General features: G+C 75.7%; 12 protein-coding genes. 4 read left to right on the forward strand and 8 right to left on the reverse strand.

The annotated features are described in order from the left end of the window. Positions 1-31: 31 nt before the first annotated feature. The 3 genes from B446_RS01460 (at position 32) to B446_RS37990 (ending at position 1977) form a co-directional block, all read left to right on the forward strand. A complete protein-coding gene (locus B446_RS01460; protein ID WP_020937618.1) occupies positions 32-232 on the forward strand; it encodes an MbtH family protein in 201 nt (66 codons plus the stop codon). Positions 233-387: 155 nt separating this feature from the next. Continuing rightward, entirely contained in the window at positions 388-1629 is a 1242-nt protein-coding gene (locus B446_RS01465) for an MFS transporter (protein ID WP_420010335.1), read from the forward strand. A gap of 135 nt (positions 1630-1764) precedes the next feature. Beyond that, positions 1765-1977, forward strand: a complete 213-nt coding sequence (locus B446_RS37990; protein WP_020943806.1) for a hypothetical protein — start codon at positions 1765-1767, stop codon at positions 1975-1977. A gap of 137 nt (positions 1978-2114) precedes the next feature. Here B446_RS37990 and B446_RS01475 read toward each other — a convergent pair whose 3' ends face one another. Both B446_RS01475 and B446_RS01480 read right to left on the reverse strand, forming a co-directional pair. Next, positions 2115-2642: a hypothetical protein gene (locus B446_RS01475; RefSeq protein WP_043474499.1), complete on the reverse strand. Its 528-nt coding sequence runs from the start codon at positions 2640-2642 to the stop codon at positions 2115-2117. Between the two features lie 401 nt (positions 2643-3043). Further along, a complete protein-coding gene (locus B446_RS01480) occupies positions 3044-4057 on the reverse strand; it encodes a helix-turn-helix transcriptional regulator (RefSeq protein WP_020943805.1) in 1014 nt (337 codons plus the stop codon). Positions 4058-4332: 275 nt separating this feature from the next. Here B446_RS01480 and B446_RS01485 point away from each other — a divergent pair, with 275 nt between their 5' ends. Then, a complete protein-coding gene (locus B446_RS01485; protein WP_020937623.1) occupies positions 4333-4557 on the forward strand; it encodes a response regulator transcription factor in 225 nt (74 codons plus the stop codon). Here B446_RS01485 and B446_RS01490 read toward each other — a convergent pair. The 6 genes from B446_RS01490 to B446_RS01515 all read right to left on the reverse strand — a co-directional run bounded on the left by B446_RS01490 (position 4551) and on the right by B446_RS01515 (position 16618). Then, positions 4551-5858 (reverse strand): MFS transporter, encoded by a 1308-nt coding sequence (locus B446_RS01490; RefSeq protein ID WP_020937624.1) that lies wholly within the window; start codon positions 5856-5858, stop codon positions 4551-4553. The genes B446_RS01485 and B446_RS01490 overlap by 7 nt on opposite strands. Before the next feature lie 62 nt (positions 5859-5920). After that, positions 5921-7489: an amino acid adenylation domain-containing protein gene (locus B446_RS01495; protein ID WP_020937625.1), complete on the reverse strand. Its 1569-nt coding sequence runs from the start codon at positions 7487-7489 to the stop codon at positions 5921-5923. A gap of 37 nt (positions 7490-7526) precedes the next feature. Continuing rightward, positions 7527-10823 (reverse strand): non-ribosomal peptide synthetase, encoded by a 3297-nt coding sequence (locus B446_RS01500; RefSeq protein WP_020937626.1) that lies wholly within the window; start codon positions 10821-10823, stop codon positions 7527-7529. 302 nt (positions 10824-11125) lie between these two features. Continuing rightward, on the reverse strand, positions 11126-14347 hold the full coding sequence (locus tag B446_RS01505; RefSeq protein WP_020937627.1) for a non-ribosomal peptide synthetase: 3222 nt from the start codon (positions 14345-14347) through the stop codon (positions 11126-11128). Continuing rightward, positions 14344-16401 carry a condensation domain-containing protein gene (locus tag B446_RS01510; protein ID WP_020937628.1) on the reverse strand — a complete coding sequence of 686 codons (2058 nt, stop codon included), beginning with the start codon at positions 16399-16401 and terminating at the stop codon, positions 14344-14346. The genes B446_RS01505 and B446_RS01510 overlap by 4 nt, the downstream gene beginning before the upstream one ends. Further along, entirely contained in the window at positions 16394-16618 is a 225-nt protein-coding gene (locus tag B446_RS01515) for an MbtH family protein (protein WP_020937629.1), read from the reverse strand. The genes B446_RS01510 and B446_RS01515 overlap by 8 nt, the downstream gene beginning before the upstream one ends. Between the last annotated feature and the right edge of the window lie 46 nt (positions 16619-16664).

Below are 16664 nucleotides of genomic sequence, written 5' to 3' on the forward strand. Positions count from 1 at the left end.
TGAACCGAACCGACGGACGAGGAGAGACACCATGAGCGACGAGACGACCCGTCAGTACCTGGTCGTGGCCAACGACGAGGAGCAGTACTCCCTGTGGGAGGCGGACCGGCCCGTCCCGGCCGGCTGGCACCCGCAGGGCGTGCGCGGCTCCCGTGCGGAGTGCCTGGCCCACATCGAGCGGGTGTGGACCGACATGCGCCCGCTCAGCCTGCGGCTGAGCATGGCCGGCTGACCGACGACCGACGGCACCGTGCCGCCCGGCGCTCCCTCGGATCGGAGCGCCGGGCGGCGTGCGTCTGCCGCGAGGAATGGACCACGATGAACCGACGAATTTCACCGCCTTCCCGGCGCACAGCACCGCTGACGGCCCTCGTGAGCGTCGCCGCCGTGTCGGCGCTGGGAATGGCGGCAACCCTGGTGGCCGTCCCCTGGTTCGTGCTGCACGCCACCGGCAGCGGCACCTGGACCGGGCTGGTCGCGGCGGCCGAAACCGCGGGCCTGCTGTGCTCGGCGGTGCTGGCCGGCCCGGTGGCCGACCGGCTGCCGGCCCGGGCCGTGAGCGCGGGCGCCGACCTGCTCACCGCGTCGGCGCTCGCCCTGATCCCGCTGCTGCACTCCCTGGACGTGCTGGCCCTGCCGGTGCTCGCCGTGCTGGCCTTCGCCGTGGGGGCGGCCCGCGGCCCGGCGGAGACCGCACGACAACTGCTGCTGCCCGACGTCCTGGAGAGGGCCTCGGTCACGGTGGAGGCGGGCACCGGCGCGGTCGAGGCCGCCCGGCGGACCGGCCTGATGGCCGGCGCGCCGCTGGCCGGCCTGCTCATCTCCGCCGTGGGCCCGGTGCGCACGCTGTGCACCGACGTGGGCGCGGCCCTGCTGTGCGGTGCGCTGGTGGTGACGCTGGTGCCGTCCCGGCCGCGTCAGGCCGGCCGGACGGCCCCGGGAGGGGCTGCCGCGTCCTATCTCGCGGACCTGCGGGCGGGTTGGGCGTACCTGGGCGGCGATCGCCCGGTGCGGGCGGTGGCCGCCGTGCTGCTGGTGACGAACGCGCTGGACGGCGCCCTCAACGGGGTGCTCTACCCGGCGTACGGCTCCCGGGTGCTGCACAGCAGCGCGTTGTTCGGGGCCATGGTCACCGCGATCGGGGCGGGTGCCCTGCTGGGAGCGGCCCTGTACGGCCGGCTCGGACGCCGCCTGCCGCGCCGGTCCCTGTTCGTCGGCGCGTTCCTCCTGGTCGGCGCGGTGCGCTGCGGGACGCTCGCCGCCGGACCGCCGCCCTGGGCGCTGCTCTCGCTGCTCGCGCTGACGGGGCTGGGGTCAGGGGTGCTCGGTCCGCTCATGATGTCCGTCGCCTACGAGCGGGTGCCGGAGCAGGTGCGCGGGCGTGTCTTCGGCATGCTCACGGCCTGCGCCCTGGCGGCCACCCCGCTCGGCATGCTGGGGGCCGGCCCGGTGCTGGACGCCTGGGGAGTGACGGCCGCCCTGGTGACGGTCGGTGTGGTGTACCTCGGGGTGACGGTGACGCCTCTGGTGTTTCCCGTGTGGCGGGAGTTGGACATGGTGTCCTCCCCCGAGACGCCGAGCGACGACCGCAATGCCCGGAACAGGGAGGTTTGCCACCCCTCACTTTAGGGCCAGGCAGCTTGATGAGCGGCGGACCGGACCGCTGCGGGGCGGTCGGGGCGGCAGGGTTGGTCCTGCACGACAACGACTGCACGGCCCGGGCAGACCAACCGGGCCGGCCCACCGACCTGCTGGGGGAACAGCATGACGAAGCGACTCGCACCGGCCGTGACCATCGTGGCCGCCGCCTTCACCACCGCCCTGCTGGGGAGCGCGGTGACCGCCTTGTCCGACGGGCCCGCGACCCACGTCACCGCGGGCGACCACCAGGTGGCCATCGTCAAGGTGACGACCGGTGCGGCGATGGGCCTCGGGGAGCGCCCGAAGCCCCCGACGGACACCTCCTGGGGCGGCTGAGAAGACCGGCGTGCGTGCCGACCGGCCGGGTGTCTCACCGGCCGGGCGGCACGCACGCCGGGGCGAACGCACGGAACGAGGCGCCCTCGGGGACGCCTCGTTCCGTGCGTGACGGGCAGGGCCCGGGGCCCTGCCCGTCAGCCTGTTCCGGGTCGCACTGGCTGCTCCGGCCCGTCGGGACACAGGACGACGACCGTCCAGCGGGCCGCGGGGGTGGGCTCGGCGGTGCGGGACCAGCCGTCGGGGACGTAGAGCACCTCACCCGCGCGCAGGCGGTAGCGGAGCGAGGTGTCCCGCCCGTCCTCACCGGTCCCGGCGACGGTCCAGGTGGTCGCGCCCGCGACCTGATGGACCAGCAGGTGCCCGTGCGGGGCGCCGGTGGCCGCCGGGCGGGCCGCGAGACCCGTCGCGGCGGCGACCTGGGCGGCGAGCAGGCCCACGTCCGGGGGTACGGCACGGCCCTCCGCGCCGTCCCCTCCGTCACCGAGGAGCGGATGATCGTGTTCCGGCCACAGAACGCCGGGGGCACGGCTGAAGTGGAGCGCGACGAAGAGGGCCGTCTCCCGCAGGTGGTTCCCGGCCGGGCCGTCGGGCAGACCGGGTGACCGGTCCCCGGAACCACCCTGCGGAAGCCCCGCCACTGGCCCGTCGACCGGCATGTTCATCCTGCGCCCCTCAATCCGTGCACGGCTCAACGGCTGCACCGCGTCCGCCGTGCGCGCCGGGTCGCGCCCGGCGCGACCCCGTCGGGGAAGCATCGTCCATTGCACGCCGTGGATACCAGCCACGGAAACACGTTCCCTGAAACCCGTGACACACGCGGCGTCGCCGCCCGGCACGGGCGCCGGGCCCACGGCACAGGCGCACCGCCCCGGCGGCGGTCTCGGGGGACGTCGGGTCCCGACGGACGCCGGAGCGCGCCCCGTTGCCCGGCCGGCCGGGCAACGGGGCGCGGACGGATGCCGGTCATCCACGGTCCGCGCCCCGCGCGGCGTCCGGCCTCGCCGGCTCCGGGCCGCCGGACCGCCCCGGGCGACCGGCTCGACCGGGGTTCCGTGCGGCGGGTTCAGTCCGTGGTGGCCTGCGCCGCAGGGTCCGCGGGCCGGGAGTCGTCCAGCAGGCCTCGTGCCGCCGCGGCGGCGCCCGCCTGGAAGCGGCTTCCGGCGCCGAGTTCCTCCATGATGTCGGCGATGTGCCGGCGCGCGGTGCGCAGGGACATGCCGAGCCGCCGCGCGATGGCCTCGTCCTTCAGTCCGGCCGCGAGGAGCCGGATGATCGTCTCGTGGATCTCGCGGGCGACCTCCTCCAGCCCCTGCCCGACGGCGTTGGAGAAGGGCGTGGCGCGGTCCCACGTCTGCTCGAAGATGTCGCAGAGATAGGCGACGGTGGCGGGCTCCCGGATCACCACGGCACCCCAACTGCCGTCCGGCACCGGGATGAAGGCGAGTTCGCGGTCGAACGCGATGAGCCGGCCGAAGAGTTCGTGCGCGGTGCGGTACTGCGCGCCGAGCGCGGAGGCGGCGGCGACATAGGCCTGACTGGGGCCGTTGAAGCGGGCGGTGTGGTGGTACAGGCTGCGTATGGAGATGCCCCGACGCAGCATGGCCTCGTCCCGCCGCAGCGCCTCCTGCATCGCCTCGGGCACGCGGCTGCCGCCGCCGGGCTGGCTGGTGAGGACCTCGCGGCGGCAGCGGTCCGAGGCATGGTTCAGCGCACCGCGCACGTCCTCGACGTTCTCCAGGACCTCCAGCGCGTCCCCGACGGAACGGCGCTGGAGGTAGCGGGGCATGAAGCGCCCGAGTTCCTCGCGGATGCCGCTGATCTCCCGCTGGCGTGTGCGGATCTCCTCCTCCAGCGGCGCGGCGAGCCGGGACGCGGCGGTGTCCGGCGCCACCGCGAAGGCCACGGAGTCGTCCTCCGGGCTGCGGTGCAGCAACTGGGCGCCGAGCAGGCGCTCCACGCTGAGCCGGACCTCCTGCGCGGCGCGCCCGGTCCCCCCGGCGACGGCGTCCACCTCGATCGTGCGGTGCTGGAGCACCCAGCTGTAGACGTCGAAATCTACGTCACTGAGATCCGACAACACCTTTGCCCCATTTTGCATACCTTCACCCCGGGTCGCTTTCCTGCCAGGCACCTTGGTGAGGCGCCCTCCCCCTGGCGTCAGCATAAGCAAGCGGAAAGGCTGCTCATGAACAGCTTCGGCGGCGAGTCGGCTCACATGACGCCGCCGTGTACACGTGAAGGAGCAGAGTGAACACCGGACTTTCCTCGAAGGAAACCCTGTCGAGAGCGTTTTCAGCCGTAACAGTTCCCGTCACCCCCCGGAAGCCCTCCCCCACCTCGCCGGAGTCCGCGATGTCCGCGACCGACCCCTCCGCCCTCACGCTCTCGCCCCGCGAGCAGGAGGTCCTGGCCCACCTCGCGCAGGGCTGCACGTACCGCATCATCGCCCGGCGCATGGGACTCAGCCCGCACACGGTCGACACCTATGTGCGCCGGCTGCGCGGCAAGACCGGCTTGGTCAACCGCATCCAGCTGGCGCACCTGGCCTTCCAGTTGGGGTACGGCCCCGGCTACTGAGCCGGGGCAGCGTCGAAGTCCCGCATCCGCCGCAGGGGTGAACACAGCAGGACGAGCGGGGTGGCCGCCAGTCCGGCCGTCAGGATCCACAACGCCGTGCGCACTCCCGCCAGTTCGCCGAGGGCACCGGCCAGCAGGCCGCTCAAGGGCAGCACTCCCCACACCAGGAACCTCATGGTGGCGGTCATCCGGCCGAGCAGGTGCGGCGGGCAGACGGTCTGCCGGTAGGCGACCTGGCAGATGTTGTACGTGGTCACCCCCGCCGACTGCACCAGGACGCCCATGACGAACAGGCCCACCCGCCAGCCCGGTCCGGCCAGCGGCAGCAGCAGACCGAAGGGCATGGTGACCAGCAGGGACAGCCAGGTCAGCCGGGCCGCGCCCACCCTCATGGAGAGCCGGCGCGTGACGAGCGCGGCGAGGACCGAGCCGAGCGAGGCCGTGGTGAGGATCCAGCCGACCGCCGCGGGCGGCAGGCCCACGGTGCGGGTCAGGAAGAGCGTCTCCAGGGCGAAGACGCCGCTGAGGCAGAGGTTGACCGAGGCCGTACCGAGCGCGATGACCCGCAGCACGCGGTGGTGCAGGACGTGCTGCAGCCCCTCCTTGATCTCCTGCCACAGGCCGCCGTGCCCGGACGGCCGCGGGGCGGGCCGTTCCTCCCGTGCCTCGATCCGGCCCAGCAGGGCCACGGAGGTGAGGGAGGTGACGGCCTGCCCGACCAGGGTGCCGGCCGGGCCGAGGAGCTGCACGAAGAAGCCCGCCACCCCGGGGCCCGCCACCTCCGCACCCGACCGGACGCTCTCCAGACGGGAGTTGCCCTGGATCAGCCGGGACTGGCCGACCAGCGTGGGCAGATAACTCTGGTCGGCCACGTCGCCGAACAGCCGCGCGCAGCCGAGCAGCAGGGCGACGGTGTACAGCAGCGGCATGGAGTCGGCGTCCAGCAGCCAGGCCACCGGCACGACCGTGAGCAGCACGGCCCGCGCCAGATCGGCGGCGATCATGACATCGCGGCGGCGCATCCGGTCGACCCAGGCGCCGGCGGGCAGCCCGAGCAGCAGGAACGCCGCGTTCTCGGCGGCGGCGAGCACACCGGCCTCCCAGGCGGAAGCGTGCAGGGTGAGCACGGCCGTCAGGGGCAGCGCCACGTACGTGATGCTGCTGCCGAGTTCGTTGCACACGTGCGAGGCCATGAAGCGGCGGAAGTCGCGCCGCTGCCGCGCGGAGGGTTCGGCACCCTCCGGCGGGGCGGCGATGTCCGCGCCGGCGGCGGGATCGGGGGCGGTGGTGGGCTGGGACACGGGATTCCTTGTCTGGTGGGTGGGCGCGGGCCCGGCGGGACGGACCCGCCCGGGTCGGTGGTTCAGGCGGGTTCGGCGAGCGGCGGTCGTGCGGCGGCCGCCCGCGGCGCGAACGGGTCCGGCAGGCCGCGCACGTCGAGCTTGCCACCCGGGGTGCGCGGCAGACGGGGCAGGACGCACGCCCGGGCCGGGACGAGGTGGCCCGGCACCCGCGCGGCCAGGTCCCGGCGCAACACACCACCGTCCAGGGCCCGTCCGGGGACGGCGGCGACGTAGACCACCACCTGCGGTTCGCCCTGGTGCGGCACGGCGCGGGCGACGACGTCCACCACGTCCGGGTGGGCGGCGACGGCCGCCTCGACCTCCTTGAGCTCCACCCGGTGCCCGCGGATCTTGACCTGGTCGTCGGTGCGGCCCAGGAAGCGCAGGGTGCCGTCGGGCGCCCGCCGTACCCGGTCCCCCGTGCGGTACATGCGCTCCCCCGGTGCGGCGAACGGGTCGGCGACGAACCGCTCGGCGGTCAGGGCGGCCCGGTCGTGGTAGCCGCGTGCCAGGCAGTGCCCGGCGAGGTACAGCTCGCCCGCCGCGTCGTCCGCGGTGGGCTCCAGCGCCTCGTCCAGGACGTAGGCCCGTACGCCGTCGAGCGGCACCCCGAGCGGGATGACCTCGTCGGGGGTGCCGGCCGACGGACCCGGGTGCGTGGCATGGCAGGTGGCCGTGATCGTCGACTCGGTGAGGCCGTAGGCGCTGGTCACGTCCGGCCCGCCGGCCGCGTACCAGCGGACGAGGTCCGCGGTGCGGCCCGCGTCGCTGCCGATCACGACGTGGCGCAGGGCGGGCGGCAGCGGCCGGGGGCGGCGTTCGACGTCCTTGGCCCACTGGGCCCAGTAGGGGGTGGGCAGGTTGACGACGGTGACCTGGCGCCGGGCCAGGAAGGGTTCCAGTTCGGCGGGCGAGGCCAGGTTGTCGTCGACGAACACGGCCGTTCCGCCCGTGCACCAGGTCGGCAGTGCCTCCTCCAGCGACACGTCGAAGGCGGGTGCGGCGAACTGGAGCACGCGGTCCGCCGCGGTCAGGCCGTAGCGCTCGGCGAGTACGGCGGTCTGCCGGGCCAGGCCGGCGTGGCCGACGGCGACCGGTTTGGGCCTGCCGGTCGAGCCGGAGGTGAACAGGACGTAGGCCAGCGAGCCCGGTGCGACGGCGGCCGGGTCCGCGGCGGCGTACGGGGCCTCGCCCCGGGTACCGGCCCAGAACAGCTCCTCGCCGCACCGGCGGCGCAGCGCGGCCGCGGCCACGTGCCCGGTGACGACCGCGTACCGGGTGCGGGCGGCGGCCAGCAGTGCGCGCAGCCGCTCGTCCGGGGCCGCCGGATCGACGAGCAGCGGCGCGGCACCGGCGTACCAGATGCCCAGGACGGCCACCGCCCAGTCGGCGCCCCGGCCCACTGCGACGAGCACGGTGTCCTCCGGGCCCGCGCCGGCCGCGCGCAGTTCCCCGGCCACGGCACGGGCCCTGCGGTCGAACGTGCGGTAGGTCAGCTCGCCCTCGGGGGCGCTCACGGCCGTGGCGTCGGGTGTCCGGGCCGCCTGCCGTGCGATGCGCAGGGGAACCGGGATGTCGTCGGGGTGCACAGGGGTCTGCCTCCAGGTGGGTGGGGCCGGGCGGGGATCAGCCACGGGCACGCGGGCGCAGGGCCGGGCGGGCCGGGGCGGGTGCTGTCGCCAGCCGGGCCGCGATGCCGGCCGGGGTGGGGGTCTCGAAGAGGTCGCGGATGGTGAGCCGGGCGCCCAGTTCGCTGCGCAGCCGCCCGGCCAGCCGGGTGGCGAGGAGGGAGTGCCCGCCGTGCGCGAAGAAGTCGTCGTCGGGTCCGGCTCCGGCGAGGCCGAGGACCGCGGCGAAGAGGGCGCAGACCGCTTCCTCGGTGGCGTTCGCCGGCGGACGCCCCGCCGTGCGGGTGAGGTCCGCGGGGTCGGGCAGGGCCCTGCGGTCGATCTTACCGTTGGTGGTCAGCGGCAGGGCGGGCAGCGCGAACAGCAGCGAGGGCACCATGTAGGCCGGCAGGCTCCGGGTGAGCGCGGCGCGGATGTCGTCGGTGTCCGCCTCGCCGGTGAACCAGCCGACGAGCCGCTGCTGCCCGGCGCCGTCGCGGTCCACGGTCACCACCGCGTCCCCGACGTCCGGCACGGCCCGCAGCGCGGTCTCCACCTCGCCGAGTTCGATGCGGTTGCCGCGGATCTTGACCTGGTGGTCCTGGCGTCCGAGGAAGTCCAGCTGGCCGTCGGCGCGCAGCCGGGCCAGATCGCCGGTGCGGTACATCCGGGCGCCGGGTTCGCCGGCGAACGGGTCGGGGACGTAGCGCTCGCTGCTGCGACGGGGCTCGTTGAGGTAGCCCGGCCCCACACCGGTGCCGGCGATGAAGAGTTCGCCGGGCACGCCGGGCGGCACGGGTGCCAGCGACGGGTCGAGGATGTAGAGCCGGTTGTTGCGCAGCGGCCGGCCGACCGGCAGGCGGCCCTGCTCCAGCAGCCCGTCCACCTCCCGGCCGATGAACGCGTGCGTGTTGTCGTCCGAGCACTCGGTCAGCCCGTAGGCGTTGACGATCGCCGCGCCGGGGTGGCGGTCGTACCAGCGGGTGCACAGGTCCGGCGGCAGCACCTCGCCGTTGACGACGAACCAGCGCAGCGCGGGGAGCGCGGGCTGCGGCACGCCGGAGTCCCACAGGTCGAGGGCGGCGCGCACGAAGGAGGGGACGGTCTCCATGACGGTGATGCCGTGCCGGGCGACGGTCGCGAACAGTGCGTCGGGGTCGCGGGCGGTGTCGCGGGAGACCAGGTGGACGCGGCCGCCGGTGATCAGCGGGGCGAGCATCTGCCACACGGAGATGTCGAAGGTGAGCGGCGCGTTCATCACCACGCCGTCCTCGGCGGTGAGCCGCAGGTCGTCGAGCTTGGCGAGCAGGTGGTTGTTCATGCCGCGCCGGTGCACCATGGCGCCCTTGGGGCGGCCGGTGGATCCGGAGGTGAAGCACACGTAGGCCAGGGCGTCGCGTCCGCCGCCGTCCCGGGACGGCTGCCCGGACGGACGGCCCGCGCCGTCGTCCAGGTCCAGCACGCGCACGGGGTGTGCGGCGGCCGCGGCGATCTCCTCGGCGCGCGCCCGCTGTTCGGGTGCCGTCAGGAGCCACGGCACCGCCCCGGCGGTGAGCAGCCCGGCGGTGCGTACGACCGGGCCGTCCGGGTCGAGCGGCACGTAGGCAGCCCCGGCGCCCAGGACGGCGAGGAGCGCGACCGGTGTGCGGGCCGTCGGTTCGCCGAGGACGGCGACGAGGGCGCCGTCCTCCACTCCTTCCGCCCGCAGCCGCCCGGCCAGGGCGTCGGCCCGGACGACGAGTTCGGCGTACGACAGTTCACGGCCCGACTCGTCGGTGACCGCGACGGCGTTCGGCCGCAGGTGCGCCTGGCGCCGCACGCGGTCCGTCACTTCGGCGTAGTCCTCGTCGCGGCCGGTGTCGTTGAACTCCACCAGCACGCGCTGCCGTTCGGCTGGCGAGAGCAGGTCCACGGCTCCCGCCGGGCGGGCCGGGTCGTCGGCCACGGCCTGAAGGAGGCGGACGAGACGGTCGAGCAGGGCCTGTGCGTCGGCGGCCGTGAAGGCGTCCGGGCGGTAGTCGATCTGCAGGCGCAGCCGGTCGCCGGGGATCGCGGTCAGGGTGAGCGGGTAGTGGGCCGCGTCGTGCGGGTCCACGGCGACGACCCGCAGGTCGCCCGTGGACAGCGCGGCGAGACCGGCGGCGTCCACGGGGTAGTTCTGGAAGGCCACGCAGGAGTCGAACAGTTCACCGGTCCCGGCGGTGCGCTGGATCTCGGTGAGCCCGAGGTGGTGGTGCTCGATCAGCCGGGCCTGCTCGTCCTGGAGCCGGGTGAACAGACCGGCCAGGGGCTCGGTGCGGTCGACGCGGACCCGCACCGGCACGGTGTTGATGCACAGGCCCACGATGTCGGCGACGCCCGCCAGTTCGGCCGGGCGCCCGCTGACGACGGCGCCGAAGACGACGTCGTCGGAGCGCAGCCGGTTGGCGAGCAGCAGCGCCCACGAGCCCTGCAGCAGGGTGCTCGGGGTGATGCGGTGGGCGCGGGCGAAGGCGGTCAGCCGGTCGGTGAGGACGGTGGTGAGGACGGTCTCGACGCGGTGAGGCAGCAGCGCGGAGGGGCCGGAGACCGGCGCTGTGCGGCTGCCGCCGGCCAGCCCCTCCAGGGCCCGGCCCCAGGCGTCGCGGGCCGCGTCCGTGTCACGGTCGCCGAGCCAGCCCAGGAACGACGCGTACGGGGTGACCGGGGGCAGTTCGGCGCCGTCGGGTCCGGCGTCGTGCAGGGCGAGCAGCTCGCGCACGAGCACGGGCCAGGACCAGCCGTCCAGCACGATGTGGTGGTACGTCAACAGCAGCCGGTGGCTGAGCGGTCCGGTGCGCAGCAGGGTGAGGCGGAGCAGCGGCGGCCGCGTCAGGTCGAAACGCCGGGACCGGTCCTCGGCGAGCAGCGTCGCCACGGCGTCGGCCTGACCCTGCGCGTCGAGCGAGGACAGGTCTCGCTCCTCCCACGGCACCGGCGCCTCGCGCCGCACGACCTGTGCGGGCTCGCCGGAGGCGCGGCGCAGGAACCCGGCGCGCAGGGCGGCGTGGCGGGCCAGCACGGCGTCGGCGGCCGCGCGCAGCCGCCCGGCGTCCAGCGGGCCGGACAGGTCGAGCAGGAGCTGCGCCACGTAGACGTCCCGCTCGCGCTCGTCGAAGAGCGCGTGGAAGAGGATGCCCTCCTGCAGGGGCGAGAGCGGCAGCACGTCCTCGACCTTGGGCGCGGCCCCCGCCCCGGTGACCGCCGGCGAGGCTTGCGCGGGGGCCGTGGAGGGGACGGAACGGACGGGCTGCGCGGCGGCGGGCTCGGGCGACGCGGCGGACGGGGTACGGCTCACGGTGGTTCCCTGGGGTCGGTGGGTGCGGGACGGTAGGGGGAGGCAGGGGACGGGGGCGTGCCCGGCGCGTGCCGGGGCTCGGCTCGGCGGGGCTCTCGCGGGCCCGTTCCGGCGCGGTGCGGTGCGGTGCGGATGCTCGGGTGGTGAGCGAGTGCCGGTCGGGCGGCGGGTGGTGGGCCGTCCCGTGTGGGCCGGCGGGTGACGGCCGCCTCGGCCGGTGACCGGACTGTCCTGGGCCGGTGGCCGGACCGCGGCTGCACGGTGGTTCGGTGGTTCGGTGGTTCGGTGGTTCGGTGGTTCGGTCAGACGCGGCCTGCGTGGCCTGCGCGGCGGGCGCGGCGCACGACCGGGGGCTCGTCGTCGGGGGTGGCCACGGCGGCGGTCCTCGCGGCCTCCGCGAGCCGGGCGACCGTGGGCCCCGCGAAGAAGGCCCGGACGGTGACGGCGGCACCGAGGAGGGACCGCACCTGCGCGAGGAGGCGGGTCGCGAGCAGGGAGTGCCCGCCGAGGGCGAAGAAGTCGTCGTGGACGCCGACGTGTTCCACACCGAGCAGCCGCTCCCACAACCCGGCGAGCGCGCGTTCGGTGTCGTCGCGCGGCGCCTGGTAGGGCCGTTCCCCGGCGGCGGGGCCGGGCGCGGGCAGCGCGGCCAGGTCGGTCTTGCCGTTGGGGGTCACCGGGAACCGGTCGAGCACCGTGATCGTCAAGGGGACCATCCAGTCCGGCAGTTCGCCCCGCAGGTGGGCGCGCAGCGCGACCGGGTCGGGACACCTGCCCTCGGCGGCCACCACGTACCCGGCGAGCGACGGACCGGCGGCGCCCGGCACGACGGTGACCGCGGCCCGGCCCACGTCCGGGTGGCCCGCCAGGGCGTTCTCGATCTCGCCCGGCTCGATGCGCAGCCCGCGGATCTTGATCTGGCGGTCGGCGCGCCCCAGGTACTCGACCTGGCCGTCCCGCGTCCAGCGGGCCAGGTCGCCGGTGCGGTACATCCGTGTGCCCGGCGGTCCCGACGGGCAGGCCGTGAAGCGTTCCGCGGTGAGTCCGGGGCGTCCCAGGTAGCCGCGGGCCAGTCCGGCACCCGCGATGTACAGCTCGCCGGTGACACCGGGCGGGACGGGAGCGAGACGGTCGTCGAGGACGTGCAGCCGGGTGCCGTCCAGGGGGCGTCCGATCGGCACCTGGCCGGCCGGGATGTCGTCCCCGGGGCCCAGCGGGAACAGCGCGGCGAACGTGGTGGTCTCCGTCGGCCCGTAGGCGTTGGTCACGATGGTGTCCGGGCAGTGCGCGCGGACCCGGCGTACGGCGGCCGGGGAGGCGGCCTCACCACCGGTCATCACCTCGCGCAGGGTGCCCAGCAGCTGCGGGCAGCGGTCGGCCAGTTCGTTGAAGAGGGTGGCCGTCAGGAAGGTCCCGGTGACCCGCTGGTCGCCGATGAGCCGGGCGATGCCGTCGACGTCCAGGTCGCCGGGCGGAGCCACCACCACGAGGCCGCCGGTGAGCAGTGGCACCCACAGCTCGTAGGTGGAGGCGTCGAAGGCGTGCGGGGAGCGGAACAGGACCCGGTCGTGGGCGCCGCCGCGCCAGCGCCGGTCCAGGGCCAGGGCGACGATGTCGCGGTGGGCCACGGCGACGCCCTTGGGCGTGCCGGTGGAGCCCGAGGTGTACATCACGTAGGCGAGGTCGTCGGGGCGCCCGGTGACCGGGACCGCCCCGGCCGTGTCGTCGTCGCGGCCGTCCGGGGAGGGACGGCCGGCGGCCTCGTCCTCGCCGGGTCGCAGGACGTGCCCGACGCCGAGGCCGTCGGTGTCGGTGCCCGGGTCGGTGAGGAGGACCGACGCCCCCGCCGCGGACACGACCGCCGCGGAACGGGCGCGCGGTGCGCGGGCGTCGAGCGGCAGGTACGCCGCCCCGGCCTTCAGCACGCCGAGACAGCCGGCGATCAGGTCGGTCGACCGCTCCATGAGGAGGGCGACGGTGTCGCCGGGTCGCACCCCCGCGTCCGCGAGGGCCGCCGCCACCCGCTCGGCGAGGGCGTCGAGTTCGCCGTAGCCCGTCTCCCGGTCGCCGCAGACGACGGCGGTGCGCTCGGGGTGGGCCGCGGCCCGCCGCGCGAACAGGGCGTGCACGGTGGTGTCGTGGGCCACGGCCGGCGCGCCCTGCCAGCCCTCGGTGACGGCGGCGCGCTCACCGGGGGTCAGCAGGTCGTGCTCGGCGACCGGAGCGGTGGGGTCGCCGGCGACGGCGTCGAGGAGGCGGACCAGCCGGTCCAGGAGCAGTCGGGCGGTGCCGGCGTCGAACAGGTCGGTGGCGTATTCGAGGATGAGCCCGATGCCCGCGGGCCGGTCGTCCGCGTCGAGGCGCTCGTCGACCTCGAGGGTCAGGTCGAACTTGGCCGTGGCGGTGCGCACGGCCTCCGTCCGTGTCCGCAGGCCCGGCAGGACGGGCGCGCCGCCGGTGTCCCGACGGCCGGCGACCGCGATCTGGAACAGGGGGTGGCGGCCGGGTGTCCGGGGCGGGTTGAGCCGGTCCACGAGGGCGTCGAACGGCACGTCCCGGTGGGCGTGGGCGTCCAGGGCGGCGTCGCGGACCCGGTCGAGCAGCTCGGTGAACGCGGGGCCGCCCGAGGTGTCGGCCCGGACCACGACGGTGTCGACGAAGAGGCCCACGAGGTGTTCAAGCGCCTCGTCGTCGCGGCCGTCGACCGGGCAGCCGAGGGCGAGGTCCGTGCCCGCGCCGAGGCGGGTGAGCAGGGCGGCGAACGCGGCCTGGACGGTCATGAAGACGGTGGCACGGCGGTCGCGGGCGAGGCCGGCGAGGCGGGCGTGGGTGCGGGCGCCGGTCGCGGCGGTGACGACGGCGCCACGGTGGGAGGCCACGGCGGGACGGGGCCGGTCGGTGGGGAGGGTGTGCTCCTCGGGCAGCCCGGCCAGGGCACGGGCACGGTGGTCGAGCTGCCGGGTGTGCTCGGAGTCCGGGTCGGCGGGGTCGCCGAGGACCTCGTGCCGCCACAGGGCGTAGTCCGGGTACTGGACGGGCAGGTCGGGCCAGTCCGGTTCCCGGCCGAGGAGCCGGGCGGTGTAGGCGGCGGACAGGTCGTGCAGGAGGACGTCGAGGGAGGCGCCGTCGCCCGCGATGTGGTGCAGGACCAGCAGCAGGTAGTGGTCTTCGTCGCCGTCGGTGAACAGGTGGGCGCGCAGCGGGAGTCGGGTCGCCAGGTCGAAGGAGGGCACGGCGGCCTCCCGCGCGCGGCGGGGGTGCTCGTCGGCGGGGGCGGCGGTGACCGTCAGGTCCGGGGCGGTGCCGGGGTCGAGGACGTGCTGCCGGGGGACGCCGTCGTCGTGCGGGAAGACGGTGCGCAGCGCTTCGTGCCGGGCGGTCACGTCCGTGAGGGCGATGGTGAGGGCGGCGCGGTCGAGGGCGCCGTGCAGACGCAGCCCGACCGGGATGTTGTACTGGCCGCCGGGGTCGCCGTCGCGGCTGAGGAACCACAGGCGGCGCTGGGCGTGGGACAGCGGGATCACAGCAGTTCTCCGAACTGGGCTTCGAAGGCGTCGAGGTCGGCCTGGCCGAGGCCGGGCAGGGACACGTCGGACGGGGTGAGCCCGACGGCGCCGGGCAGCTCCGCGTACGCCACGAGGGCGCGCAGCACGGCGAACCACTCGTGGGCCAGGGCGTGGGCGCGGTCGTCGGGGCAGGCGTTGCCCGCCCAGGTCCAGGTGGCGCTGAGGGCGGTGCCGCCGGGGCCGTCGTGGGCGGCGGCGTTCACCTCCACCGCGTGGGCCATCGCCAGGCCGTCGTCGGACTCGTCGAGGGCGACGTCGTGTCCGGGCGCGGCGGACCAGTCGGCGCTGTCGCCCATCGGGAAGCGGCCGAGGTAGTTGAACCCGATCTCGGGGACGCCGAGGGCCGCGAGGGCGGGGCGGGTACGGCTGTTGCCGTGGCGCAGCAGGCCGTGGCCGATGCCGTGGTCGGGGACGGCCCGCAAGGTTTCCTTGACCATGCGCAGCACCGCCCCGGCGGCGGGCCCGTCCGTGCGGACGTCGTCCAGGTCGGGCCGGCCGAGGTCGAAGCGGACAGGGTGGACGGTGGTGAACCAGCCGACGGTGCGCGACAGGTCGGGGGCGCCGGCGATGTCCTGGCGGCCGTGGCCCTCGACATCGACCAGCACGGTGCCGCCGTCCGCCGGGCCCGTGACCGGGCGCCGCCAGGCGAGGACCGCGAGGGCCAGCCCGGTGAGCAGGACGTCGTTGACGGTGCCGTTGACGATGCCGGGCACCGCGGTGAGCAGGGGCTCGGCCACCTCCGGGGGCAGGGTGAGGGTGAGCCGGCGGTCCGCGCTCTCCGGGTCGAGGCGGTCCAGCGGGCAGATGCCGCCGAGGGGTTCGGGGGCGGGGCGCAGGGTCTCGGCCCACCGTGTCGCCTCCGCCATCCGGCGGCCGGAGGTGGCGTCGGCGGCGATCAGGTCGGCCCAGTGGGCGAACGGCGTGGGCGCGGGTTCGAGGACGGGGTCCTGCCCCGCGGCGAGCCGTTCCCAGCAGGTACGCAGGTCGTCCTGGAGGATGCGCCAGGACACGCCGTCGACCACGAGGTGGTGGACGACCAGCGCCAGCCGGCCCTGCCGGAGCGGGCCCCGGTCGACGAGGACGGCGCGCACCATGACGCCGTCCGCCGGGGACAGCGAGTGCCGGGCGGCCGCGATCCGTCCGGCGGTGAGGGCCGGCAGCTCGGTGTCGGTGGCGTCGGGCGCGTGGACGTGCTCGACGAGGGTGTGCGCGTCGATCCCGCCCGGCGGCGGCACGAAGCACTCCGCGGCAGCGGCGCCCGCCCCGCCGGGCACGGTGAGCCGCAGCATGTCGTGCGTGTCGAGGAGGCTCTGCACGACGCGGACGGCGTGCTCGGCGCGGAATGCCGCGGGTGTGCGGACGACGAGCGACTGGTGGTAGGTGTCGACGGGGCCGTCGAGTTCGCCGAGCCAGGCCATGATCGGGGTCGCGGCCACGGGCCCGGTGCGCCGCGGTGGTTCCGCCGGGCCCTCGCCCGCGCCGGGGCCGTCCGTCGAGCGGGCGGTGGTGGCGAGCGCGGCGAGGCTGTCGCTGCGCAGGACGTCTCGGGTGGTGAGCAGCAGCCCGGCGGCCCGGGCGCGGCTGACGACCTGGATGGCCTGGATGCTGTCGCCACCGAGTTCGGTGAACCCCTGCCCGGCCCCGACGGCGTCGGCGGCCAGCCCCAGCACCTGGGCGACCAGCCGCCGCAGGGCGTCCACGGAGCCGCACGCGGCCCCGGACGAGCCGCCGTCGTGCGGTGCGGACGCCTCGGGCGCGGCTGCCCCTTGGCGCTCCGGCCCGGACGCCTCGTCGTGCTCCGGCGCGGACGCCGCCCCGGACATCCAGTCGCCGCCCGGCATGCTCGCCCCGTCGCCGCCGTTCCGGGCGGCACGTGTGTCCTGCCCGGCAGGTGGCGCGGTGTCGTCCGGGAGGGCCTCGGCCCCGGCCGAGGCCCGGCCCGCCAGGGCCGTCCCGGCCGCCGGTACGTCAGGTGCGCCGGGGCCGGGCAGCGGACGTACGGGCTCAGCCACGGGCCGTGTCCCCGGCGAGGGCCGCGACCAGGGAAGCGGGCCGCATGTCGGTCCAGTTCCGCTCGACGAAGTCGAGGCAGTCCTGGCGGCCGTCCGGGCCGTGGACCGTGGTCCAGCCGGCGGGCACGGGCAGGTCGGCGGGCCACAGCGAGTGCTGGAGCTCGTCGTTGCGGACGACCAGGTAGACGGCGTCGTCGTTCTCGAAGGGGTTGCTCATGAGGGTTCTCCTGGATGGGTGGGAGGGGAGCGCCGGACGGGTCCGC

Origin of the sequence: Streptomyces collinus Tu 365, assembly GCF_000444875.1 — a bacterium.
GTDB classification, from domain to species: domain Bacteria; phylum Actinomycetota; class Actinomycetes; order Streptomycetales; family Streptomycetaceae; genus Streptomyces; species Streptomyces collinus_A.

Coding starts and splice junctions, on each gene's coding strand:
- B446_RS01485 (WP_020937623.1), top strand. CDS start 4,333: ATGTCCGCGACCGACCCCTCCGCCCTCACGCTCTCGCCCCGCGAGCAG.
- B446_RS01460 (WP_020937618.1), top strand. CDS start 32: ATGAGCGACGAGACGACCCGTCAGTACCTGGTCGTGGCCAACGACGAG.
- B446_RS01515 (WP_020937629.1), bottom strand. CDS start 16,618: ATGAGCAACCCCTTCGAGAACGACGACGCCGTCTACCTGGTCGTCCGC.
- B446_RS01475 (WP_043474499.1), bottom strand. CDS start 2,642: ATGAACATGCCGGTCGACGGGCCAGTGGCGGGGCTTCCGCAGGGTGGT.
- B446_RS37990 (WP_020943806.1), top strand. CDS start 1,765: ATGACGAAGCGACTCGCACCGGCCGTGACCATCGTGGCCGCCGCCTTC.